Source organism: Planococcus halotolerans (assembly GCF_003289955.1).
In the GTDB taxonomy this organism is placed as follows: Bacteria; Bacillota; Bacilli; order Bacillales_A; family Planococcaceae; genus Planococcus; species Planococcus halotolerans.
This window is the reverse complement of the sequence record NZ_QLZR01000001.1, coordinates 794,776-818,347: the sequence shown is the minus strand read 5'-3', so window position 1 is coordinate 818,347 and position 23,572 is coordinate 794,776. Positions and strand designations below refer to the sequence as shown.

At 48.2% G+C, this 23,572-nt stretch carries 23 protein-coding genes; 19 read left to right on the top strand and 4 right to left on the bottom strand.

Annotated features, from left to right (window positions below; genetic code table 11):
* Nucleotides 1-283 precede the first annotated feature (283 nt).
* Nucleotides 284-1,123, bottom strand: coding sequence for an aldo/keto reductase (locus tag DP120_RS04070; RefSeq protein ID WP_112222047.1), 840 nt, complete (start codon nt 1,121-1,123; stop codon nt 284-286).
* Nucleotides 1,124-1,215: 92 nt separating this feature from the next.
* Nucleotides 1,216-2,445, bottom strand: a complete 1,230-nt coding sequence (locus tag DP120_RS04065; protein ID WP_112222045.1) for a dicarboxylate/amino acid:cation symporter — start codon at nt 2,443-2,445, stop codon at nt 1,216-1,218.
* A gap of 493 nt (nt 2,446-2,938) precedes the next feature.
* Between DP120_RS04065 and DP120_RS04060 the strand changes: the two genes are divergently transcribed.
* Entirely contained in the window at nt 2,939-4,171 is a 1,233-nt protein-coding gene (locus tag DP120_RS04060) for an MFS transporter (RefSeq protein ID WP_112222043.1), read from the top strand.
* 47 nt (nt 4,172-4,218) lie between these two features.
* Here the strand turns inward: DP120_RS04060 and DP120_RS04055 are convergent, their stop codons facing one another.
* The gene (locus tag DP120_RS04055) at nt 4,219-5,070 is read right to left on the bottom strand and encodes a MurR/RpiR family transcriptional regulator (RefSeq protein WP_112222041.1); all 852 of its coding nucleotides are present in this window, start codon (nt 5,068-5,070) and stop codon (nt 4,219-4,221) included.
* A 122-nt stretch (nt 5,071-5,192) separates the two neighbouring features.
* Between DP120_RS04055 and gnd the strand changes: the two genes are divergently transcribed.
* From gnd to DP120_RS03995, 11 genes are all read left to right on the top strand, one after another.
* Nucleotides 5,193-6,077 (top strand): phosphogluconate dehydrogenase (NAD(+)-dependent, decarboxylating), encoded by an 885-nt coding sequence (gnd, locus tag DP120_RS04050; protein ID WP_112222039.1) that lies wholly within the window; start codon nt 5,193-5,195, stop codon nt 6,075-6,077.
* A gap of 148 nt (nt 6,078-6,225) precedes the next feature.
* Nucleotides 6,226-7,770, top strand: coding sequence for a gluconokinase (gene gntK, locus DP120_RS04045; protein ID WP_112222037.1), 1,545 nt, complete (start codon nt 6,226-6,228; stop codon nt 7,768-7,770).
* A gap of 792 nt (nt 7,771-8,562) precedes the next feature.
* On the top strand, nt 8,563-10,218 hold the full coding sequence (locus DP120_RS04035; protein ID WP_112222033.1) for an FAD-binding dehydrogenase: 1,656 nt from the start codon (nt 8,563-8,565) through the stop codon (nt 10,216-10,218).
* 38 nt (nt 10,219-10,256) lie between these two features.
* On the top strand, nt 10,257-10,553 hold the full coding sequence (locus tag DP120_RS04030) for a hypothetical protein (RefSeq protein WP_133257371.1): 297 nt from the start codon (nt 10,257-10,259) through the stop codon (nt 10,551-10,553).
* On the top strand, nt 10,546-10,989 hold the full coding sequence (locus tag DP120_RS04025) for a DUF4181 domain-containing protein (RefSeq protein WP_112222029.1): 444 nt from the start codon (nt 10,546-10,548) through the stop codon (nt 10,987-10,989). Before DP120_RS04030 ends, DP120_RS04025 begins: the two co-directional genes overlap by 8 nt.
* Nucleotides 10,990-11,067: 78 nt before the next feature.
* Nucleotides 11,068-11,472, top strand: coding sequence for a GNAT family N-acetyltransferase (locus DP120_RS04020; protein ID WP_112222027.1), 405 nt, complete (start codon nt 11,068-11,070; stop codon nt 11,470-11,472).
* Between the two features lie 142 nt (nt 11,473-11,614).
* Nucleotides 11,615-12,154 carry a GNAT family N-acetyltransferase gene (locus tag DP120_RS04015; protein ID WP_112222025.1) on the top strand — a complete coding sequence of 180 codons (540 nt, stop codon included), beginning with the start codon at nt 11,615-11,617 and terminating at the stop codon, nt 12,152-12,154.
* Between the two features lie 35 nt (nt 12,155-12,189).
* Nucleotides 12,190-12,753, top strand: a complete 564-nt coding sequence (locus DP120_RS04010; RefSeq protein ID WP_112222023.1) for a nucleotidyltransferase family protein — start codon at nt 12,190-12,192, stop codon at nt 12,751-12,753.
* Between the two features lie 12 nt (nt 12,754-12,765).
* On the top strand, nt 12,766-13,284 hold the full coding sequence (locus DP120_RS04005; protein WP_240611962.1) for a GNAT family N-acetyltransferase: 519 nt from the start codon (nt 12,766-12,768) through the stop codon (nt 13,282-13,284).
* Nucleotides 13,281-13,847: a GNAT family N-acetyltransferase gene (locus DP120_RS04000; protein WP_112222021.1), complete on the top strand. Its 567-nt coding sequence runs from the start codon at nt 13,281-13,283 to the stop codon at nt 13,845-13,847. Before DP120_RS04005 ends, DP120_RS04000 begins: the two co-directional genes overlap by 4 nt.
* Before the next feature lie 18 nt (nt 13,848-13,865).
* Entirely contained in the window at nt 13,866-14,714 is an 849-nt protein-coding gene (locus DP120_RS03995; protein WP_112222019.1) for a hypothetical protein, read from the top strand.
* A 53-nt stretch (nt 14,715-14,767) separates the two neighbouring features.
* Here DP120_RS03995 and DP120_RS03990 read toward each other — a convergent pair whose 3' ends face one another.
* Nucleotides 14,768-15,205, bottom strand: coding sequence for an NUDIX hydrolase (locus tag DP120_RS03990; protein ID WP_112222017.1), 438 nt, complete (start codon nt 15,203-15,205; stop codon nt 14,768-14,770).
* Nucleotides 15,206-15,378: 173 nt separating this feature from the next.
* On the opposite strand from DP120_RS03990, the gene DP120_RS03985 reads away from it, so the two are divergent.
* From DP120_RS03985 to DP120_RS03955, 7 genes are all read left to right on the top strand, one after another.
* Complete coding sequence (locus tag DP120_RS03985; RefSeq protein ID WP_112222015.1) at nt 15,379-16,023, top strand: class I SAM-dependent methyltransferase; 645 nt, start codon at nt 15,379-15,381, stop codon at nt 16,021-16,023.
* A 36-nt stretch (nt 16,024-16,059) separates the two neighbouring features.
* A complete protein-coding gene (locus DP120_RS03980; protein WP_112222013.1) occupies nt 16,060-16,821 on the top strand; it encodes a metallophosphoesterase family protein in 762 nt (253 codons plus the stop codon).
* A gap of 11 nt (nt 16,822-16,832) precedes the next feature.
* On the top strand, nt 16,833-17,243 hold the full coding sequence (locus DP120_RS03975; protein WP_112222011.1) for an HIT family protein: 411 nt from the start codon (nt 16,833-16,835) through the stop codon (nt 17,241-17,243).
* A gap of 279 nt (nt 17,244-17,522) precedes the next feature.
* A complete protein-coding gene (locus DP120_RS03970) occupies nt 17,523-20,735 on the top strand; it encodes a M36 family metallopeptidase (protein ID WP_112222009.1) in 3,213 nt (1,070 codons plus the stop codon).
* A 225-nt stretch (nt 20,736-20,960) separates the two neighbouring features.
* The gene (locus DP120_RS03965; protein WP_112222007.1) at nt 20,961-21,881 is read left to right on the top strand and encodes an ABC transporter ATP-binding protein; all 921 of its coding nucleotides are present in this window, start codon (nt 20,961-20,963) and stop codon (nt 21,879-21,881) included.
* Nucleotides 21,874-22,830, top strand: a complete 957-nt coding sequence (locus DP120_RS03960; protein ID WP_112222005.1) for an ABC transporter permease — start codon at nt 21,874-21,876, stop codon at nt 22,828-22,830. The genes DP120_RS03965 and DP120_RS03960 overlap by 8 nt, the downstream gene beginning before the upstream one ends.
* A 37-nt stretch (nt 22,831-22,867) precedes the next feature.
* On the top strand, nt 22,868-23,296 hold the full coding sequence (locus DP120_RS03955) for a DUF4064 domain-containing protein (RefSeq protein WP_112222003.1): 429 nt from the start codon (nt 22,868-22,870) through the stop codon (nt 23,294-23,296).
* The last annotated feature ends 276 nt before the right edge of the window (nt 23,297-23,572 follow it).

Sequence of the window (23,572 nt, the reverse complement as noted above, 5' to 3'; positions counted from 1 at the left end):
GAAAATGTCTTTGAATATTTTCTAACCGCAACTAAATCGGCTGCAACCGCAACTAAATCAAGTTTAACCGCAACTAAACTGCGAAATTGCGCAACTAAAAATAAAACATTGGAAAATATTTCATATTATTATTCGTTTTTCATATATAGTCCTTGAAAAATTGCCGACCGCACCTCAAATGAAGATAACCGCACCTCAAACGGTTCGACCCACACCCCAACACAAAAAAGCCATCTTTCTCACCGGCAAACGGTGCAAGAAAGATGGCTTTTCGTATAATATATCAAAAATCAAAATCATCCGGGTCCGGGCCGACGCGGCGGTTTTCATTCAGCGCGGAAATGCGCTCCATGTCTTCATCGGTCAATTCGAAATCGAATATTTTGGCATTCTGAATAATGCGCGGTTCTTTTGAAGATTTCGGAATGGTGATGACGCCGTTTTGAAGGTCCCAGCGCAGGATGACCTGTGCCGGAGTTTTCTCGGTTTTCATAGCAATTTCCTCGAGGACGGGATGGTCGAGCAGTTTGCCTTGCATGAGAGGCGACCAGGCTTCCAATTGGATGTTGCGGGCTTTGCAGAATTGATGAAGTTCTTCCTGCGTCAGGAGCGGATGGTACTCGACTTGATTGACCATCGGCACGATATCCACGTCTTTCAATACATTCTCGAGATGGTGAATCTGGAAATTACAAACACCGATCGCTCTGACGCGTCCGTCTTTATACAGTTTTTCAAGCGCGCGCCATGTGTCTTTGTATTTTCCTTCCACCGGCCAATGGACCAAATACAAATCCAGGTAATCGAGTCCCAGCCTTTCCAAACTCGCTTCGTATGCGGCAAGCGCAGAATCGTAGCCAAGATCTGAATTCCATACTTTCGATGTGATAAAGACATCGTCACGGGACAGGCCGGTTTCTCTGAGCGCTTCGCGAACTCCCCGGCCGACACCGGTTTCATTGCCATACATTGCAGCAGTATCAATGCTCCGGTAACCATTGACGATTGCTGTCCGCACGCAATTGGCGGTCTCGTCGCCATCCTTCAGCCCCGACACACCAAGGCCGAACCAGGGCATTTCCACAGCATTATGCAAAGTGCTGGCGGATGCCAGATTTTTCATCGGATGAACACCTCCCAATCGTAAATAACTTGTCTTCTAATATACCCGCTGCCCCAATAAAAAAACGGGTGTCACAGCAGGCGGCAGCAGCGCTACGCTTTTGCAGTCTGCCGTTTCTTTTCGGTTTTATCGATTACGGTCGTTCCGACAAGGTCACCGGTTACGTTCAGCATCGTTGCACCCATGCCGACAAGTGCGTCAATCGCGGTCAACAATGCAACAGCCTCCATCGGCAGCCCGAGCTGCGCGAAGACAGTGGCGATCATGACGATGCCGGCACCCGGCACGCCAGCTGTTCCGACAGAGGCAAGCGTACCGACGAGCACCACCATCAGCATATCCGGCAAGGACAGTGGATTGCCGGTCAAATTGGCGGCAAAAGCGGCGGAAACAGCGATTCGGATGGCGGCTCCGTCCATATTGATGGTTGCGCCGAGCGGCAGGCTGAAACCGTACAAGCTTTTCGATAATCCGAGACCGCGCGCCGCTTCCAGTGTCAGCGGCAGAGTTCCGGAACTGCTTTGCGTAACGAACGCCGTCAGCATCGGCGTCCGCGCATAGCGGAAGAATGTTCCCGGTTTTATTTTCATCAAAATCAAAAGAAGAGTGTAAAGCACAATCTGCACGGCGATGGCGGCATACAGCACAAGCACCATTTCACCGAGTGACAGCAATGTATCAAGACCCTGGTTGCCGACCACTTCGGCCATGATGGCGAAAACGCCGATCGGCACATATTGCAGAATCACTTTCAGGACGACAATCGTCGCTTCATTTAAACCGTGGACGGTTTTATAAAGATGCTCCCCAAGCTCTCCGAATTCCGCAGAGCCGCGCATATAGGCGATTGCCAAACCGAACGCGAAAGCGGTGAAAATGATGCCGAGCAGGTTCATTTCAGTGAAAGCGGTAAAGATGTTCGATGGTACGATATTCAACAGCACACTGATGACGCCGGGGTTTTCCGGTGCTTCGAAAGTTTCACCGGCAGGCAGCGACATACCGGTGCCCGGCTGGAACAGGCTTGCGACGGTCAATCCGACCATGATGGCGAACGCCGAACTTAAAACATAATATAGAAATACCTTTCCGCCCATGCGCCCGAGGTCGCCAAGACGGCTTTGGTTGACGCCGACCATCAGGGTGAACAGGATCAGCGGAATGATCAGGAAGGTCAATAAATTCAGCAGCAGATCCCCGAGCGGCGCCAGCACCGCAGCGTCTTCGCCGAACAGCAGCCCGACCGCTACACCGAGGATCAAAGCAATGGTAATTTTAACAATTAAAGAGGTATCGATATAAGTTCTCCAAAGGGCTTTCATAAGCTGCCTCCTTCAAAAATTATTGAAATATAATTTAATCCGTACAAAATTACTTGGAATTAACCATTACAGCAGATGAAGGGCCGGCAGCTGTCAAAGCCGTTGTTCAAAAGGATGATTCTATAAACAAAAATTTACCCTATACACTATTAGTGCCCAATGTTATCCTATTGAAAACCAAATGCGAAGAAGAGAAGAGTAGGCACATCCCAACCTTTCACAAGAGACCCCTGGCAGCTGGAAAAGGGGATGGGCGGACGGCTGAAACAAAACTCTGAGCAGCGCGCCGGAACCAGTAACTGGAGGTGGCGTGACAGGAGCTCCTGTTACCGGGCAAAAGTATAAGCAGGCGCGTCCTGCCGTACTTAATGAGACTGGCATGGCGACATGCCGGTGAACTGGAGTGGCACCGCGAACCCGAACCGCCTCCAAGACGAAATGTCTTGGAGGCGGTTTTTTATTATGCCGAATCCGGGCGGGGGAGCGGAAATGGATGAAGAGATTACATGATTGGAAAGATCCGCTGATTTTATTGGCGGCAGTCGGCATTTCGAATATCGGGGCATGGATTTACCTCATCGCCTTGAATCTCAAAGTGCTGGCGATGGCGGATAATTCGGCGTTGGCGGTAGCCGGCCTCTATATGACGGTTCCGCTCGCCGCGGTTTTCACGAATATGTGGGCAGGCAGCCTGATCGACCGGCTGAATAAGCGCAAGCTGCTGATCCTGCTCGACTTGGCACGCGCAGCGCTTATTCTGCTGCTGCCGCTGTTCGATTCACTGGCCTTCATCTACGCCGCCGTTTTTGTGCTCGGCATTGCCGGCTCCATGTTCGCGCCGACGTCGATGGCTTATGTGACCTTGCTGCTGAAACCTTCGCAACGTCAACACTTTAACGCTTTTCGGAGCCTGGTCGGTTCCGGCGCTTTTCTGTTGGGACCCGCTGTCGCCGGCACCCTGCTCGCCGTCGGAAGTGCAGATTTCGCTCTCTATACTAATGCCGCGGCTTTATTTCTTGCCGCCATGCTGACCATCATTCTGCCGAATCTCGATGGCAATAAAACCGGCAGCGCCGAAGAGCCATTAAACTTGAAACTGATTCGGCGTGATTTGACCGCGGTGCTCGCTTTCAGCCGCAGGAACCGATACATTGCAGCAGTCTATCTGACTTTCAGTGCGGTAACGGTGCTGGCGACTGCGCTGGATTCACTTGAAGCTTCTTTTTCGATTCTGGTGCTCGGCTTCAATGAACAGCAATATGGCTTCCTTGTCAGTGTCGCCGGTGCCGGAATCGCGGCCGGTTCGCTCGTCGCCGCTGTCCTCGGAAATCGGCTGACAGTTTCTTTCTTAATGGGAGGGGGGACGATTATCGTATCCGCCGGTTATCTGATCTATGCTTTTTCAGGAGAATTCACAGGCGCCGCAATCGGTTTCTTTGTCCTCGCGTTTGCGCTGGCATTCGCCAATACAGGGTTCCAAACCTTCTATCAGGAAAACATTCCTGTCGCCATGATGGGCCGGATTGGCAGCATCTACGGAATGGCTGAAGCGATTCTTGTCATCCTGCTGACGTTTTGCTTTGCCGTGGCTGCCGAACTACTGTCCATCCGCCCGGTAATTATCACCGGTTCTTTGATGATGCTCGGCGTCAGCATCGGTCTATCCATTTACATCAGCAAGGAGCAGCTTGCTGCGAATAAAACACGGAGTGAAACCGCTGTATGATCGCAAAAATAAAAACAGACCCGCCACCCAGTGGCAGGTCTGTTTTCTTATAAACGTTTATGCGACATCGCTTCGCGCATATCCTGCAGCGACTGTTTGCCGGCATCGCTGCGCGCAATCATCAGGTTCGTATACAGCGCATCGATCAAACTCAGCTGTGCAATGCGGGAAGACAACGCTTCCGACCGGAAATCGGTTTCTTCGGAGACCGTGTACAGGCAAATATTCGATTCCTTGGTCAACGGCGATTTCGCGAAATTCGTCAGGCAAATGATGGTGACGCCTTTGTTTTTCAGGACATGTAACACATCCAAAATATCGGTCGTCGAGCCGGAATGGGAAATGACAATCGCGGCATCCTGTTCATTCATCTGGGATGCGGACATCACTTGGACGTGTGCGTCGAGATTCATGGCCACCGGCAAGCCGAGACGGATGAATTTATGGTAACCGTCCATCGCAACGCTGGCAGAACCGCCATTTCCGAAAAATTCAACTTTACGGGCGTTCATAATCGTCGTTACGGCTTGTTCGATTGTTTCACCGTCCACAATCTGCAACGTCGCTTCCAGTGTCTTGATGTTGGAGCGGAAAACTTTTTCAGCGACCGTTTTGACTTCGTCGCCTTCTTCGATTTGCTCGTGGATATCTTTCAGTGGTGTCACCACTTCGGAAGCCAGAGAGATTTTAAAGGCCTGAAAACCTTTAAAACCGATGCGCTGGCAAAAACGGAAGATGGTGGATTCCGCGATGTTTAATTCGTCTGCTATTTGGTTGATCGTCAAATGGATGATGTTGCGCGGATCATTTAATACAAAATCAGCGATTTTCTTTTCTTTGTCGCTGAACTGCGAATAGTTGCCGCGGATGGCTGCCTGCGCAAACTTTTGTTCTTTCATAAGTCAATTCCTCATTTCTGACACGTTTCGTACTGACATTATACTACACTTCCCTTGTGTAAGGAAAAAAATTTGATATAATAAAACCACTACGGAAAAAAATTCCCAAAGGGGCGATTAAAATGGAAATTGGTTTGATTGGACTAGGAAAAATGGGCTTGAATTTGGCCTTAAATTTAGCGGATCACGGACATCAAGTGGTCGGATACGATAATTTTGCAACATTTGAAGAGGATAGCTTCAAGCGGGTTTCTTCTATAGAAGAAATGGTAGGCAGTCTGAAAGCACCGCGCACGATCTGGTTGATGGTGCCGGCGGGCGAAATCACAGAAACAGTGATCGGCGAATTACTGCCTTTACTCCAAAAAGGCGATGCATTGATCGACGGCGGCAACTCGAATTACAAAGATACTTTGCGCCGTGCAGCAATGCTTCAGGAGCACGGAATTTACTTCTTTGATTGCGGGACAAGCGGCGGCACAGAAGGCGCTCGCCACGGCATCTGTTCGATGATTGGCGGAGACGAAGAGAAATTCAAGGATATCGAACAGGTATTCAAGGACATCTCTGTTGAAAACGGCTACCTTTACACAGGCAAAGCCGGCAGCGGCCATTTCCTGAAAATGATCCATAACGGCATCGAATACGGTATGATGCAGGCGATTGCGGAAGGTTTCGACATCCTCAGTAAGAGCCAGTTTGACTACAACTACGAAGAAGTGGCTGGCGTCTGGGACAACGGTTCCATCATCAGCTCTTACTTGATGGGCCTCACACAAAACGCATTTTCTAAAGACGCCAATCTCGATGAAATCAGAGGGGTCATGAACTCATCTGGCGAAGGCCAATGGACGGTTGAAACGGCACTCGACTTGAAAGTTCCGGCACCAGTCATCACCATGTCATTGATGATGCGCCACCGCTCACAGGAAGACGATACCTTCACCGGCAAAGTCGTCGCGGCACTGCGCAACGAATTTGGCGGACATGCGGTTGTGAAGAGTTGACCGAAGCTGGCGAGGGCAACTCTTTGCGACGAAGCTAGCGAAGCGATGCAGGAGCAAAGAATTTTGCAAACCATCGTGTCAAAGCAGCACAAACGGCAACCCATATTTTATTCGCGTATAATTTGAGTATCAGAAGAGGAGGGTTCCAATGGCTGAACCATCACATTATCTTGGAGTGGACATCGGGACGACTTCGACAAAAGCCGTTCTGTTCAATAAAGCGGGGAAGGTCCTGGCGACGGAGACAATTTTCTATCCTTTGCACACCCCTACGCCGCTGACGGCGGAACAGGATCCGGAAGAAATTTTCCGTGCCGTTCTTGGGACGGTCCGGGAAACAATCCGCAAAAGCGCCATCAATCCGGCAACGCTGAAATTGGTATCCTTCAGTTCGGCGATGCACAGCCTAATTGCGGTCGGCGCAGAGGATCAATTATTGACTGAAAGCATCACCTGGGCGGATTCGCGCGCTGCCAAACACGCCACCCGTATCAAGGAAGAAATGGACGGCCATTCGATTTACCTGCGCACCGGCACGCCGATCCATGCGATGTCGCCGTTATCCAAAATCGTCTGGCTGAAAGAAGATAAGCCGAAGATTTTCGGTCAAACGGCGATGTTCGCAGACATCAAGAGCTTCGTGTTCCATAAATTATTCGGCGAATATGTCGTCGACCATTCCATCGCTTCAGCGACCGGCCTGTTCAATCTCGAGAATCTCGATTGGGACAGCGGCGCGCTTGAAGTCGCTGGAATCGATGCCGGCCAGTTGCCGAAACCGGTGCCGACGACACACCAGATGAGCGGGTTAGCGACTGAATATGCCGCTTTCATGGGGATTCCAAAAGACGTGCCGTTCATCATCGGCGCAAGTGATGGTGTACTTGCCAATCTTGGCGTCGGTGCCATCGATCCGGGTGTCGTCGCCGTAACGATTGGCACGAGCGGAGCCGTGCGCACCGTTTCTCCGGTGCCGAAAACTGATCCGAAAGGGCGGACGTTCTGTTACGCGCTTACCGCCGACCATTGGGTCATCGGGGGAGCCGTCAATAACGGCGGCATCATCCTCCGCTGGCTGCGCGACGAATTTGCGGCTGCGGAAGTCGAAACGGCCAAGCGCCTGTGCATCGACCCGTACGATGTGTTGACGCGCATCGCTTCAACCGTTAATCCGGGTTCGGATGGGCTGCTGTTTCACCCCTATTTGACGGGTGAACGTGCGCCGCTTTGGGATTCCAATGCCCGCGGCTCGTTTTTCGGCCTGAGCATTCATCACGAAAAGCAGCATATGATCCGTGCCGTGCTCGAAGGCATCGTCTACAATCTATATACTGTTCTGCTCGCGGTCGAGGAATTGACCGGCGAACCGAAATTGATCAAAGCATCCGGCGGCTTTGCCCGTTCGGAAATGTGGCGCCAGCTGATGGCCGATGTCTTCGGCCAGCCCGTCACCGTTCCCGAAAGTTTTGAAAGTTCGTGCCTCGGCGCCGTCGTTCTCGGCATGTATGCGCTCGGTGAAATCGACGACTTCAGCATCGTCGGCGACATGATCGGCCATACGCACACCCATGAACCGGATCCGGACTGCACCGAAATCTACAAGGAACTGCTGCCGATTTTCATCCGGCTATCACGTCTCTTAACAGACGAATACGCAAGCATCGCCGACTTCCAGCGTAAACATCTGGGCTAATGCGAATAAAATCCGGTGCCCCGGTTAGATGGGGTACCGGATTTTTTTATGGGGCAATTTATATAGTGAAAAGTTATATATGGATTAAAAGAGAGTGGAAGTTTTTCGCACGGCGGAAAAGTTCCGGTGTTGTGGGAAACCTTTGCGATAGCGAAGTTTTTTTCAAACTGAGGGCTGTGGTTTTGAAAATGAAGTGGTGAACGTATCGAAAATGCTGGGAATATTTTCTTTAAATATTTGGAATAAGATAAACTCCTTAGCCAAACGAATTTGTGGGCGATTAAATAATTTTATGGGCGATTAAATGGATTTGCGGGCGATTAAAAAATTTTATGGGCGTTCCCGAGTGCTTTATGAGCGTTTAGCAGAATTCTCATCAATAAAATTAGAAACTACGAAGACTATAAAATATTTGGATAAAATTACCATACTTATCAACGGAGCCTTTGCTATAGCAAAGGTTTTTTCATATTGGGGGTTTTATTTTAGAAAGAAAGTAGAGTGGTTCGCTGGTAATATTTTCTTTTACTAGTTTAATAAATCTCTAAATTCCTGATATGCAGGATTTGCGAGCGATTAAATTGAAATACGCGCGATTAAAACCATTTGCGTGCGTTCAGCAGAATTTCTCTTCACAGAAACCTAACCAGCTCCTTTATGAAAAAATTATGGATAAAATTTCCCAACTCATCACCGCCTTTATTGTCAGAAAACAAAAATTATTAACTATAATTTACCAACTCAAAGTGATACGATATTAGCAGAAACAGCATCGTCAAGGGGGAAGCGCGGATGGAGTTTGATGTGATCGTAGTGGGTGCCGGATTGGCGGGGTTGACGGCAACAGCGGAGTTGGCGGATGCCGGCAGGAAAGTGTTATTGGTGGATCAGGAACCGGAAGCGTCTTTTGGCGGACAGGCCTGGTGGTCATTTGGTGGATTATTCCTGGTCGACTCGCCGGAACAGCGGCGCATGGGAATCAAGGATTCAAAAGAGCTCGCCTGGCAGGACTGGCTGGGAGCGGCAGGATTTGACCGAACCGGCGACGAAGATTATTGGGGATTGAAGTGGGCGAAAGCGTATGTCGATTTCGCGGCCGGTGAAAAACGTAAATGGCTTGCTGAAATGGGCGTTAAATTTTTCCCTGTAGTCGGCTGGGCGGAGCGGGGCGGTTACCTCGCCGAAGGCCACGGCAATTCGGTGCCGCGTTTCCATATCGTCTGGGGGACAGGTCCGGGAATTGTCGCGCCATTTGAACGCCGCGTCCGGGAGCATATGAAAAACGGTGTCGTCGAATATCGTCCACGCCATCAAGTGGACGGCTTGCTGACAGAAGGCGCTGCGGTAACCGGTATCCACGGATCGATTCTGGAACCGAGCGAAGCGGCAAGGGGAGAAGTGAGTTCGCGCAATAAAATCGGAAACTTTACATACAACGCCCAAGCGGTGATCGTCACGAGCGGCGGCATCGGCGGCAATCACGAATTGATCCGCAAAAATTGGCCGGAGCGGCTCGGCGAAGCGCCGCAGGATATGTTATCCGGTGTGCCGGAACATGTCGATGGACGGATGCTCGCGATTACAGAACTGGCGGGCGGTCGCCTCGTTAACCGCGACCGCATGTGGCATTACACGGAAGGCATCAAAAACTGGAATCCGGTGTGGAGGCGCCACGGCATCCGCATCCTTCCGGGACCGTCTTCGCTATGGTTCGACGCGACGGGCAAACGATTCCCGGCGCCGAATTTCCCGGGCTTCGATACGCTGGGGACGCTTGAAACGATTCAAAAAACAGGCTACAGCTATTCCTGGTTTATTCTCACTCAAAAAATTATCGAAAAGGAATTTGCGTTATCCGGCTCAGAGCAGAATCCCGATTTAACCGGAAAAAGCATTCCGCAGGTGCTGTCACGAGTGAAAAAAGGTGCAACAGCACCGGTTCAGGCATTCATGGATAAAGGCGAAGATTTTATTGTCGCGGATAATCTGCCTGATCTTGTGACAGGTATGAACAAGCTGACCGGCGAGAATTTGCTGGATTTGAATGAAATAAAACGGCAAATCGTGGCGCGTGATCGCCAGCTGGACAATACATTTACTAAAGATCTGCAGGTGACGGCGATGCGCGGAGCCCGGAATTACAGAGGCGACCGTTTAATCCGTGTCGCGTCACCTCATAAAATATTGGATCCGAAAAACGGTCCCCTCATCGCAGTGCGCCTGAATATCGTCAGCCGCAAAACGCTCGGCGGCCTGCAGACAGACTTGTCCGCGCGCGTACTCAATGACGCCGGCCAGCCGATTTCGGGTTTATATGCTGCAGGAGAAGTCGCCGGTTTTGGCGGCGGCGGAGTGCACGGTTACCGCTCGCTTGAAGGAACTTTCCTCGGCGGCTGCCTGTTTTCCGGCAGAGTGGCTGGACGGGCAGCAGCGGAATTCAGTGGCTGAAATTCGAAAAATCATAAATTCGATGGAAGGATGATTTGGTGAATAAAAATTATCTTACTTTCACTTATGCAATTTCAGGAATCAGCATCATCGTCGGCTTGCTGATGATTCTTAATAGCGGATCTAGGGGACAGTCCGTTGCGGCTGCTGAGTTGACTCGCCAATTTAACAGCATGGATACAGCTCAGTATAATATGATTTACGAAGCCGGCATCAACCAATTTCTTGTCCTGGGCGGAATTCTTTTAGGCATCGGCTTGTTGATGATTTGCCTGCTTTCGTTTGTATTATTGCTCAGATCCAAGCCGGAAGCTGAGGACGAACTACATGTATGATGACCATCCAGACTATGCACGTTCCTGGCTGCCTCTGGACTTTGATTGGAAGTTTGTTTTATTTCTATTGGGTATGGTTGCAATCCTGTTCCTCGTCAATCTCTTCCTGAAAAAAGTTTTGGGTGTCGAGAAACGGAATATATTCAAAGCGAATTATGTTAATGCCAGGCATGAGAAAGTGGAGTTCTATTTGAATATAGCCGGGACGGTGGGGATGGTTGCTGCATTCATTTATGGTTATGAACATGGTGCGCTGTATCCGATCTATGCCTCTGTCATTGTGGCGTTGATCGTCACTCTCTACAAGGCATATATGGAACGGAAATATGCAGAAAATCCGAGGGAGTATATCTTCACATTACTGGAATTCCCTTTGATCATCTTGTTTATTTTAAGTTTTGCCAATTTCATGTTCCCGGAAATTCCTTTATTCTGAAATTCAAATGAATTCGAATGAAAAAATACATGGCAGCGTGACTAAAGAACTCAGTTTATGAAAGGCAGGAATCACAATATGCAAGAACAGCAAGAGCTGATAATCCGTCCATATGAAGAAACGGATTTTCCGGCGATTCATCAGTTGAATGAGCAGGAAGGCTGGAGTAATCTGGTGGCGAAACATCAGCAGACTAAAGCGGCGTGGCAAGGTTCGAATCTGGCCGTAGTGGCGGAACAGGATGGCCAATTGGTCGGTTGTCTCCGTGCGTTGACGGACGGAGCCGTGACGCTTTATATCTGCGAATTAATTATAGAGAAAAGCAGGCGCGGCACTGGAATTGGCGGGAAGTTAATGCAGTATGTCCATGATTTATATCCCGAAACGCGGATGGAACTGCTCGCCAGCACTACGTCCAAATCTTATTATGAAGCGAAAAAGTTTCGTGCTTTTTATGGATTCCGGAAAACTTACGAAGAATAAAAGAAAAGCGGAATACGAGGAATCGACTTTTGTAGAATAGGCACTGAAGATTGGACAATAAATAATAATGTTTCACGTGAAACATCTTTTTGTTCTTTTAGCACGTTTTTGTCCGAATTGATCAGTAAGAGGAGACGGTAAGATGCGGGGAGAAAAAGTTCATATCCGTTTTTTGACGCTGAAAGACGCGCAAGCTAAGTTGCAGATGGAACTGGACAATAAAGAGTTCTTCAAAGAATTCTCCGTCATTACTGGCGAAGACTTCTATACTTTATTGATGCAAAAAGAAGTGATTGAACAAAGTACGGAGAACCGCGAAGCCGGCCGGGAATATAATTTCGCGATTGTTGAGAATGAGACCGGTCAATTAGTGGGGACGATCAACCTTTTTCGAATTTTTCGCGGACCGCTGCAAAGCAGCATGATCGGTTATGTCATCGATAAGAAATTCAATGGCAGAGGCTATGCGACTGAAGCGATCCGGCTGGCTGTGGATTACGCTTTTCGGGAACTTGGGCTGCACCGGGTTGAAGCCGGCGTCATGCCGCATAATGCGCCGTCAATCCGTGCGCTTGAAAAGGCCGGCTTCGAGCGGGAAGGGCTTGCCCGCAAAAATGTGCAGATCAATGGCAGATGGCAGGATCACGTCGTCATGGCCATTATCAATCCGGAAGACGAATAAAGAAGTGGAACAATTGGCGAAGCGGGAGATGCTGGATGGAAAATAGAGACGAAATTCTAAAAGGGATTGAAGAAGACGAATGGATGATGGAAGTGCTGCATTCAGCCGAATCGCTGCAATTGCCCGATTGGTGGGTGTGCGCAGGCTTCGTGCGTTCCAAAGTTTGGGATTATCTGCATGATTACACAAAAAGAACCCCTTTGGGCGATATCGACGTTATTTATTATGATGAAAAAGATTTGGATGAAGAACTCGAGAAAAAATATGAACACCGATTAAGCGGGCTAATGCCAGGGTTGCCGTGGTCCGTTAAAAATCAGGCAAGGATGCACAAAGTCAACGACCTGCCGCCTTACCGGTCCTCGGTCGATGCTATATCACAGTTTCCCGAAACAGCGACTGCATTAGGTGTGAAGCTGGATGAGCGGGGTGAGCTGGAATTGACTGCACCTCATGGGTTGGGAGATTTAATTGGCATGAAAGTTATTCCGGCACCAGCTTTTGAAAAAGATGAGCGTTTGATGAGTGTTTATCGTCAACGGCTTGAGTCGAAAAACTGGATGAAGAAATGGCCGAAGGTGGAAGTGGCAGCACCATAAGAGGGGGAAGACATGAAAATCGAGTCCGAACGTTTAGTTTTTCGCCGTTATGTGGATGGGGATTTTCCGTTTTTGTATGGAATGGCAGCGGATCCGGAAATGGTGAAGTATGTCGGAAACGGAGAGACGCGGGATAAAGACGGAGCGCTGCGTTTTCTTTACTGGGTTTATCAGGGGTATAAGGAAGATCCCAAAACGGGGCTGTTGTTGCTGGAACGGAAAAGCGACGGGAAGCCTGTGGGCCACGCCGGACTCGTCCCGCAAAAAGTGGACGGTGCCGATGAATGGGAAATCGGTTATTGGGTTGCAAAGGATTACTGGTCTAAGGGCTACGCAACAGAAGCGGCAAAGGCATTGCGGGATTATGCTTTTGATGAGCTGGGCAAAGAACGCGCTGTGTCGTTGATCCATCCGGACAATAAAGCATCGCAGCGGGTTGCTGAAAATTGCGGCATGAAATTGGAGAAGAAAAGTCTGATATCCGGCAGAGTCGCACACGTATATGCAATCCACAAGGAGGAATGGAAATGATATTTCCAGTATTGGAAACAACAAGGCTTCGTCTGATTCAAATAGGGCCGGAGCACATCGATGCGCTGTTCGGCATTTTATCAAAAGATGAAGTAACTGAGTATTACGGAATGGACAGTCTGCAAGACCGCCACATTGCGGAGAAAATGGTGTCGGCATTTCAAGTCGGCTTTGAAGCGCAGCGCAGTTACCGCTGGGGGCTGGAATTAAAAGAGACCGGAGAATTTATTGGCACAATCGGGCTGAATAATCTAAATCTGGGCTCAAAGAAATCGGAGGTCGGCTATGAGGTGCATCCGGATTTTTGGCGCAGGGGACTGGCCAAAGAAGCGGTGCTTGAAGTGCTTCGCTATTCTTTTGAAGAATTGGGGCTTTACCGGATGGGTGCTGTTACGTATCCGGCGAACGATGCTTCAAACAACATGCTGACAAAGCTTGGCTTTAAGCAAGAAGGAACTTTACGCGGTTATTTATTCCAGCGGGGTACTTCGCACGACGCGCTGATTTTTTCAATGCTTGAACCGGAGTGGAAAGCGCTGAAGGAATCGATCAGAAAATTATAGGACAAGGCGGGCGATCAAATGGTGAAAATCGTCGACACTGCAGGTTATTTTTTAAAGAATTACAATGGAACGACTGCATTTTTAAGGAGTTACTATAAAGAATATCCGGAAATTTTCGCTGAGTATTTCGCTTATCACTGCAAGGACACAGAAGAACGTCATCTGCAGTCGATCCGCAAATACCAAGGAGCGATGGAGGGAATCGAAGCCTCCCGGTGGAGGTTGCCTGCTTTAATAGAAGAAACGGCTACAGCGTATGAGCGGCTTTACGGCATCACGTTCCCGATTGATGTGAATCTGCTTGTCGGGGGATTTGGCTCCAATGCTTATACACACCGGGCGTTTATCCCGAATATCAGCTTCGCGCTTGAAAAACTGTCGCCGGAACCGGACCATCTGCGCGTTATCGCCGCACATGAATTTGGCCACGCAGCGCATCACATTATTTCTGACAGAGCCGGCACTGACTGGAGCAGGATTAACTGGACCCACCCATTGACCTGGATATATCAGGAAGGCGCAGCTACGCATTTTTCCAGAAAGACTGCAGCTGGTTTGGATCCCGCCGTATATTATTCGTTCAACGGCGATGGCAGCGAATGGCTGGATTTTGCTGTCAAAAATACCGCTGAAATAAAACAGGCATTTGCGGAAGATTACCGTACACTCGATTCGGCGGAATTATTCAGGGAATGGTTTTCCATCAACGGCGGCAAGCGCTTTGGCTTTGAAAGGCTCGCATATTTCCTGGGAAATAATTTCTTTCAAAGCAAGGTTGAACAGATGAGCGAACTGAAGGCGGTACTCGACTGGGGAGAAGAAGGGTTCCTGGAATCCGCTGAGGAGTGGCTGGAAGAAGAGGGATGAGGATTGAGATGGGGAAATGTGCGGGTGCAAAATCACCCGCATATTTTCTATAGTTATGTAAAAGATGTGTTAACCAACGTTTTCGGCGCCGCCAAAAATGCCAGCAATTCTTCGCGGTCTTCCGGATAGGAAAGCGGCAACACGCGCAATTCCTCGGCCGGTTTCCAGGCGATATCAAGGATCAATTCGTCGGGGTCCTGAATTTTAGCTTCGCCGCCTGTAATTTCAACGGCAAAATAATGGACTTCATAGGCAATGTTGAGGTGTTCGTATACGCCTTTCTTTGCTTTGATTTCCGCTAAAATTTCAGCGGTATAACCGGTTTCTTCTTCGATTTCCCGGAGCACGCATTGCTCGAAAGTTTCTCCTTTTTCGAGGCCGCCCGTGGGAATGGACCATTTTTGAGTTTCTGCAGTTACACCTTCCAGAACCATCAACAATTGGGATGATTTGTTTATGCAAATTCCAGCAGCACCGTACCAGGTTTCCATCGCAGCCGCACCTTTCTCTTTTAGGGTTCTATTAATTGTTTCGACGCAACGGGAAGAGTACCTTTTTGGTGAGAAGGAAATTTTTTTGAGTTGTGTCTGAATTGTGTGGATAACTGTCATCAACTGACTTATGTTAAAATTTAGGTAATCGAGATTAACGGAGGAATACATTTATGTTAAATAAGCAAGGCTTTGATTTATGGGCAAACGATTACGACCGCACCGTTCAATTGAGCGAAGAAAACAATGAGTACCCGTTTGCAGGGTATAAGGAAATATTGAATCTTATATTCAATGAAGCGATGCAGAAAGAACAATCGAATGTGCTCGATATCGGTTTTGGCACAGGAGTATTGGCGGCGAAACTATGCGAACTCGACCACCACATCGATGGCATCGATTTTTCGGAAGAAATGATCGTCATCGCACAGCAGAAGATGCCGAAAGCGCGGCTCCTGCAAGCGGATATCACTAACGGCCTGCCTGAACCGATTGCCAGCAGCCACTACGATACGATTATCAGCACCTATGCGCTGCACCATTTGACGGATGCAGAGAAAACGGTATTTATTGAAACTTTGCTGGCGCGTTTGAAGCCGGACGGCAAAATCTATATCGGCGATATCGCGTTCCGCACGCGCGAAGATCTGGCCAAATGCCGATTGGACAGTAGCACTTACTGGGACGAAGACGAGTTCTATTTTGCCTACGATGAATTTGAAAGAGCGATCAGCCACATCTGCCATAGCGAATTTCATCCCGTATCGCATTGTGGAGGAGTTATTATTCTGTCGAAATCAAACACGGACGTTTCGTAACAGCAGTGAAGAAATGAAAAATGGAGGAATCCAGCCATGAAATTTGCAGTGATAACAGATGTCCACGGTAACGCCGGCGCTTTGGAAGCGGTGCTTGCTGAAATCGATGCTGCCGGTGATGTCAGCCATATTTATTGTCTGGGCGATATGATTGCCATTGGCCACGAAACGAATGAGGTGCTGGGTATCCTGTTCGACCGGAATGACGTATCGATGATTACCGGCAATCACGACGAAGCTGTGCTGGCGCTGGCAGCAGGCCGCGAATATCCAAGAAGCCATCTCCACGTTCTCGCTCATCATCAATGGATTGCCGATGGTATGGACAAAGGTTTTATTGCGAAGCTCGAGAAATTGCCGCGTGTAATCCGTGAAGAATTCAGCGGCCACCGAGTGCTTTTCACGCATTATCATATGGAAAAACGCAAAACGGAAGTGCCGATCAGTGAAGATCCGTTTTCACAGATTGTCGAGCCGAATCTTGACAGCGCAGAAAAAATGTTCAGCGGCCACGATGAAAGCCTGATTTGCTTCGGCCATCACCATCCACAGCATTTCTTCCACAATGACCGGACGATTTACCTGAACCCCGGCGCGCTCGGATGCAACGATAAACCGGAAGCACCGTACGCCATCATCGAAGCGCAAGATGAAGGCTTTGAAGTGGAAATAAAATCGGCCACATACGACAATAAAGCGTTTCTCGAAGCATACGATAAACTGCAGGTGCCGGAGCGTGATTTCATCCTCCGCATATTCCACGGCGGCCAGGCGAGTGCTTCATTGAAAAAGAGATAGGGGAGAAAACAATGAGTTATAAAGAGGATTGCCCATACTGCAATTTTGCAGATGATCCAGAACAGCACGTCGTCTTTGAAAACGACACATGCTACTTTTTACAGCATGACCGCCATCAAGGCGTGTTGGAAGGGTCCGGCATCATCATTCCGAAGAACCACCGCGTGAATACATTTGAACTGACGAAGGAAGAGTGGAACGATACTTACGACCTTATGCAGCAGGCGCAGGAATATCTGAAGCAAAAGCATTCACCCGATGGCTTCACGCTCGGCTGGAATGTCGGCGAAGCGTCGAACCAGTCGATTCTGCACAGCCATTTCCATATCGTCCCGCGTTACAACGATGAACCGTATGCCGGAAAAGGCTTGCGCCATTGGATCAAAAAGCCTGAAAATAAGCGGCCGCAGTACCAAGCGTGAATTGGTTCCTAGGTGTGCGGTGATTGCCGCATCAAAAAACTTTCATATAAGAACAAGATAAGACCCTTTGCGACTTCACTGTTGCAAAAGGTCTTTTTTGACGGTTTTAATAACGGCCGGATATGTGTAATCCCTCACTTACCGCTTAAGTAGTAGATGCTCTCTAAGCTTTAAGTAGTACACATCCTGTTCTTTAGGTGAATAGACGGTAATAATAATTGCTGTTTAAATTAACCTAACAAATATTTTAAAAAATCAGAAATCAAAGGAGTCTAAAACATGCCGAAGAAAAAAAGTTTAGCCTTGCTCAGCTCGGTTTTAATTGCCTCTCAAGTTTTAGGTGTATCTGCCGGGACAGCTGTCGCAGTAAACTCTCCAACGGATCAAGACTTGCACGCTCATGTGGAAGAAGCTGCAATAGACACGCGGGATTCCTTGCCGTCTATACTGCCGACCACTCAGCAGCTGGAAGCCGCTCAACAGCTTATAGTCGATGCGGGTGAAGGGCTGAAAATTGAATGGAATCACTTATTCGGCACACCAGCTAGCATTACTAAATCTGAAGGGTACATTTCAGAAGCCCGAACAGGAGATGCTGAATCGATTGCCCGGGACTGGCTGATGGAAAACAAAGCGCTGTTCAGTCTGACAGCAGAGGATATTCAGAATCTCACAGTAATTCGTAACTACAAAGTAGAAGGCACTAACTTGTCTCCAGTAACTTTCCAGCAGACTGTAAATGGAATCGAATCCGTTTTCGGAGGCCGCATTATAGTTGCAGTTAATGAAGAAGGAAAGATTCTATCGGTAGCAAGCAATGCTGGACCAACAGGAGAGTTTGCCGGTGAGTTCAGTCTGTCTCCGGAAGATGCGCTAAGTTCAGTTGTCCGGTCTTTAACTCCAGATCTTGTATATTCACCAACAGCATTAAAAGACGAAAAAGGCTGGAAAGTTTATGACGGTCTGGACGTCTTTCCGACCGAGCAGCGGGTAAAACAAGCTGCTTTCTTTTCGAATGGAGAAATCCGCCCAGCTTATCGTGTATTGTTCATTGAGGAATTAGATAAAGCTTTCGAAGTTGTTGTCGATGCGGAAAACGGAAAAACTTTGTATCAACGCTCATTAGTCGATCACCTGGATCCAGAAGGCTTAATTTTTGAAAACTACCCTGGTGCCCCTGCAGGAGGAAATCAAGTCAGTAAATCTTTCAAAGGTGACCTGGAAGCTTCTCCAAATGGCTGGCTGCTTCCAACGAACGATCTTGGTGTTACAACTTTCGGAAATAACGCGAGTGCATATGCCAACTGGAGCAATTTCCTGGTGCCGGCAGACACTTTGATCCGGCCAGTCAGCCCATTGGGCCAGTTCAATTACCCATTCCTGAATGCGTGGCAGGAAAGTAAAGGTGCCATTGTTCCGCCTTCTTATGCAGAAGACGTAAACAGTGCGACTGCAAACTTGTTTTATCATCATAACTTATTCCATGATTATTTTTATAACCTTGGCTGGACAGAGCCAGCAGGTAATCTTCAAGCCAACAATAATGGCAAAGGAGGACTTGGAGGTGACCCAATTTTAGGACTGGTCCAAGCAGGCGCTGTGACGGGAGGGGAACCGACATATACGGGTCGTGATAACGCGTATATGCTGACATTGCCTGACGGAATCGCCGCTTGGAGCGGTATGTTCCTTTGGGAACCGATAGCCGGAGCCTTTGAAGGGGCTTATGCTGATGGCGACTACGATGCTGGAATCATTTATCATGAATATTCCCATGCCTTATCAAACCGACTGGTAGCCGGTGGAGAAGCACTGGGCAGCCATCAATCTGGATCGATGGGTGAAGGCTGGGGAGATTGGTTCGGAATGCATTATCTTATCAAAAATGGATTGCAGGAGGAACCGGTCGTTGGAGCTTACGTGACTGACAACGATGAACGGGGAATCCGCAGCTGGTCATTGGCTGAAGCACCTTTAAATTACGGTGATATCGGTTACGACATTATCGGGCCTGAAGTCCATGCTGACGGTGATATCTGGGCAGCTATCCTGTGGCATGTCCGGGAAGCGCTTATCCAGAATTATGGAAAAGAAGAAGGAGAGAGAGTGGCCGAACAACTAGTGTTAGATGCTATGCCAATTTCAGTGCCAGACCCTTCTATGGAAGATATGCGCACGGCAATTATCGCCTCAGATCTTGAACGCTATGACGGGAAGTATCGTGATACATTATGGACCGCGTTTTCTCAGCGTGGCCTCGGAGATGATGCCTATTCAGCAGGCGGAGATGATACAGATCCGCAACCGGCATTTAATCATCCGGATGCTGAACATAATGGACAGCTTCTTGGCCGAGTGGTCAATGAACAGACGAATAAGCCGATCGAAGGAGTTAGGATTTTCATTGGACAATACGAAGCCCGTACATCGCCAGTAGTGCAGACTACAGAAAAAGGCGGATTTGCTCTCGATATGGTCGAAGGAACGTACGATATCACAATCCAGGCAAGAGGATATGGCTCACGGACTTTGGAAGATGTTAAGATTACAGCCGGCAGCAAAGAACGCTGGAACTTAAAACTCTCACCTAACGTAGCTTCTTCATTTAATGGAGCATCGATTGCTAGTGTTTCTGATGCTTCTGCAAGCAATCCGGTAAAATTGGCAATAGATGACACAGAAGCAAGTGTTTATGCATCTGAACAAAAAGAGGAAGGTTTCACCGGTTCTGAATTCATTGTGGATCTAGCAGGAGATAAACCGCTCTCTATATCGCAGCTTCACATCAGTGCGATGAAAGATGTAGCCAAAGCACGCTTTGCCACTTTGAAAGATTTTGCTGTCCAGGCATCTGTTGATGGAGAAAATTGGACAACGATTCTGGAAGATAATTTCACAGCAGGCAAGCCGCGCCCGGCAACACCTGATCTTGACTACCAGGAGTATGTGTTGGATACACCTGCACAAGCGACTCAATTGAAGTTTATTGCCAAGTCGGCTCAAGATGACGCACAGGGATATATCCAATTGGCAGAGTTGCAGGCATTTACAGGTGACAAGGCAAAAATAACGCCGTTGGAATTAGAGCCGGAAGAAGCATTCACCGCATCAGGAACGATTCAGGTCGGCAATGCTGGTACTGGAGTTGGTGTTCTGGCGGGAGTTGACGATGCCACTCTTGCAGTCACACAAAATGAGTTTGTGACGACTCAGAATCCTGAACCTGCTTCCCAAGGCGTTGACGGTTACGTAGTAACGCTGCCCGAGCAATATGCAGACGGTATTCACAATGTCTCTATAACTGGAACAAGCGAAAGCGGACATGATATTGATGTATTCTTCTATGATGCAGAATTCAACGTTATCGGCAATATTGCCACTTCGGCAGCCAATGAATCCGGCGTTGTGCCGGGAGGTACGAAATACATTTACGTAGGGCTATACAGCGGGGCTAATACGAGCTTTAACGTAAATGTATCCAGCCCTTACTAAACCAGCAAGGAAACTGATAATGTTATATAAAGAAGTTTTTCGCTCAGCGAAAAGCTTCTTTTTTAGTTTTTAATAAATTATACATGGTAACGTTTTAAGAGAAGTTTAAATTTAAAGGAAAAAAGCTTCTTCTTTAGTTTTATTTTTGGAAATTTCCATTTATGGGAACTTTCTTCCTGTTGAATCGTAGAAGAGAGTGGAAAGTAAAACACGGAGGTGCGCGTCATGTCGAAGCCGGCAATGCAATTGGTGAATTTAAAAAAGACAATTGGCAATAAGCCGATTATCAAAGGATTGGATTTTGAAATCAGAGCAGGTGAAGTGTTCGGATTTTTAGGGCCGAACGGAGCAGGGAAGACGACAACGATTCGGATGATGGTTGGATTGATCGATATCACAGAAGGCGATGTCCTGATTGAAGGAAAAAGCATTAAAACGGATTTCAAAGGGGCTATCCAGCATGTTGGAGCTATCGTTGAAAATCCGGAGATGTATCCATTCCTGAGCGGGTGGAAGAATCTAAAGCAATATGCGCGGATGGTCGAAGGCGTAACAGATGAACGGATCAAAGAAGTGGTGTCCCTTGTCGGACTGGAAAAAGCGATACATGAAAAAGCAGGCCGTTATTCACTTGGTATGCGCCAGCGCCTCGGAATCGCCCAGGCTTTATTGCACGGACCATCGATTTTGATATTGGATGAGCCGACAAACGGGCTGGATCCATCAGGAATCCGTGAAATCCGGAAATACATACGCAATCTTGCGGAAAAGGAAAATGTGGCGGTTATCGTATCCAGCCACTTATTGACGGAAATCGAATTGATGTGCGACCGGATCGGCGTCATCAAGAACGGTGAATTGATTGCCATCGAAGAAGTGCAGACTGTTGAGCATGAAGAAGCGCTGAAAGAAGTCTATATCGAAGTCGAGCCGATGGAAACGGCTAAAGTCTACCTCGACAGCCACTTGGAGAACGGAGTCGGCGTCGGCAGCAAGGAACTTTCCATGTCGGTCAAACGTGAAGAGATTCCGCAAATCCTGAAGAATCTGATGGAGCAAGGCATCAGCATTTATGGGGTGCGCGTCCTGCAGGCGACGCTGGAAGATAAATTCTTTGACCTGATTGGAGAGAATAGCATTGAGTAATTTCATGAAGCTGATCTGGAATGAACAGATCAAATTATATGCGAAAAAAGCGACGTGGGTCATGTTTGCAGTCATCCTCGTGATTGCCATCGGCGGCGGACTTATTACGAAATTTTTCGGAACCGAATCGGACTTCAAGGAATACGGCGACAATTGGCAGACGGAATTACAGGCTGAAAATGAACAATTGATGGCTGAAATGGCGGATGATGAATTTGCAGGATTTACAAATGAATTCATCATTGCTGAAAACAATTACCACCTCGAAAACAATATCAAGCCGCAGCCTTACGATGGCTGGGAATATGTGCTCGACAACAGTTTCCTCACTTCAGTCATCAGCCTGTTTACGATTATCGTGGCAGCGGGAATCATTTCAAACGAATTTAAATGGGGTACCATTAAATTATTGCTGATCCGCCCAATTTCGCGGACGAAGATTTTATTCTCCAAATACGTGTCCGTATTGATATTCGCTCTGACATTGCTCGTATTCCTATTGCTTTCATCCTGGCTCGTCGGCGCATTATTATTCGGGCTGAACGGCTTGAATCCGATGGTCGTGCAGGATATGATGCCGGGCTATGCGCATAATGACGTATTGGGTGAAATCGCGAAATCATACGGCTTCAGCATCGTCACTTTGGTGATGATGGCGACTTTCGCCTTCATGATTTCAGCAATATTCAGAAGCAGCGGCATGGCAATCGGCCTGGCGATCTTCCTGATGATGGCCGGCAACACGATTGTGGCATTCCTGTCGCAATATGAATGGTCGAAATTCATCCTGTTCGCCAACACGAATCTGGAACAATACACAAACGGCATGGAACCGACGATTCCTGGAATGTCGATGACCTTCTCGATCATCGTGCTGCTGGTCTACTTCGCCATCTTCATAGGCGCAGCGTGGGCAGCCTTTACGAAACGGGACGTCGCAGGGAATTAAGTATTAACTTTGAATGAAAAATTAGGGGGAATAATCAATGAAACGTACAGCAGAAATCGTATTAGGAATTATTGGAGCGTTGGGTTATGCATTTATGGCGGCAATTGGAGGTTTCATGCTCTGGATGCAGAACAATAGAGATTTGATCGAAACTGAATTGACAACTGGAACAGGCGATCCGACGACCGATTTCTCAATGGAAGAATTTGAAGCGGCGATGGATATGCTTGGTGCAGGCGGGTGGATAGTACTTATATCAGCCATAGCCGCAATCGTTCTTGGCATCGTTGCCATGGTCTTGTTGAAAGGCAATAAAAAGCCGGTCGTTGCGGGCATCATCTTCATTGCGACTGCAGTCATCATCTCGATTACAACAACGGGTCTCGGTGTCATTGCAGGTATCTTCTATCTGATTGCCGGCATCATGTGCTTAGTGCGCAAACCGCAAACAACGCTTGAAATGTAATTTTGAATTTGGAATGGGAGGCTTTTCGCTCAGCGAAAAGCTTCCTTTTTTGTTTTTGGGGGTTTTGGAGAGGGGATGTGGGTTTGGGGAGCAGATTTGTGGGGTGGAGGTGATTTGCGTGCGGTTAGAGTGAGATGCGTGCGATTAGACGAGGTTATGGGCGATTAGAAAAAAATGTGGGCGATTAATCAGATTTGTGGGCGATTAAAAATTTTTTTGGGCGATTAAACGAAAATGTGGGCGATTAATCGAAATTGCGGGCGATTAAAAAATCTT

Coding starts and splice junctions, on each gene's coding strand:
- DP120_RS04055 (WP_112222041.1), bottom strand. CDS start 5,070: ATGAAAGAACAAAAGTTTGCGCAGGCAGCCATCCGCGGCAACTATTCG.
- DP120_RS04060 (WP_112222043.1), top strand. CDS start 2,939: ATGAAGAGATTACATGATTGGAAAGATCCGCTGATTTTATTGGCGGCA.
- DP120_RS03975 (WP_112222011.1), top strand. CDS start 16,833: ATGAGTTATAAAGAGGATTGCCCATACTGCAATTTTGCAGATGATCCA.
- DP120_RS03955 (WP_112222003.1), top strand. CDS start 22,868: ATGAAACGTACAGCAGAAATCGTATTAGGAATTATTGGAGCGTTGGGT.
- DP120_RS03980 (WP_112222013.1), top strand. CDS start 16,060: ATGAAATTTGCAGTGATAACAGATGTCCACGGTAACGCCGGCGCTTTG.
- DP120_RS03970 (WP_112222009.1), top strand. CDS start 17,523: ATGCCGAAGAAAAAAAGTTTAGCCTTGCTCAGCTCGGTTTTAATTGCC.
- DP120_RS04020 (WP_112222027.1), top strand. CDS start 11,068: ATGCAAGAACAGCAAGAGCTGATAATCCGTCCATATGAAGAAACGGAT.
- DP120_RS04035 (WP_112222033.1), top strand. CDS start 8,563: ATGGAGTTTGATGTGATCGTAGTGGGTGCCGGATTGGCGGGGTTGACG.
- gntK (WP_112222037.1), top strand. CDS start 6,226: ATGGCTGAACCATCACATTATCTTGGAGTGGACATCGGGACGACTTCG.
- DP120_RS03990 (WP_112222017.1), bottom strand. CDS start 15,205: ATGGAAACCTGGTACGGTGCTGCTGGAATTTGCATAAACAAATCATCC.
- DP120_RS04065 (WP_112222045.1), bottom strand. CDS start 2,445: ATGAAAGCCCTTTGGAGAACTTATATCGATACCTCTTTAATTGTTAAA.
- DP120_RS03965 (WP_112222007.1), top strand. CDS start 20,961: ATGTCGAAGCCGGCAATGCAATTGGTGAATTTAAAAAAGACAATTGGC.
- DP120_RS04015 (WP_112222025.1), top strand. CDS start 11,615: ATGCGGGGAGAAAAAGTTCATATCCGTTTTTTGACGCTGAAAGACGCG.
- DP120_RS03995 (WP_112222019.1), top strand. CDS start 13,866: ATGGTGAAAATCGTCGACACTGCAGGTTATTTTTTAAAGAATTACAAT.
- DP120_RS04005 (WP_240611962.1), top strand. CDS start 12,766: ATGAAAATCGAGTCCGAACGTTTAGTTTTTCGCCGTTATGTGGATGGG.
- DP120_RS04000 (WP_112222021.1), top strand. CDS start 13,281: ATGATATTTCCAGTATTGGAAACAACAAGGCTTCGTCTGATTCAAATA.
- DP120_RS04025 (WP_112222029.1), top strand. CDS start 10,546: ATGTATGATGACCATCCAGACTATGCACGTTCCTGGCTGCCTCTGGAC.
- DP120_RS04070 (WP_112222047.1), bottom strand. CDS start 1,123: ATGAAAAATCTGGCATCCGCCAGCACTTTGCATAATGCTGTGGAAATG.
- DP120_RS03985 (WP_112222015.1), top strand. CDS start 15,379: ATGTTAAATAAGCAAGGCTTTGATTTATGGGCAAACGATTACGACCGC.
- DP120_RS04010 (WP_112222023.1), top strand. CDS start 12,190: ATGGAAAATAGAGACGAAATTCTAAAAGGGATTGAAGAAGACGAATGG.
- gnd (WP_112222039.1), top strand. CDS start 5,193: ATGGAAATTGGTTTGATTGGACTAGGAAAAATGGGCTTGAATTTGGCC.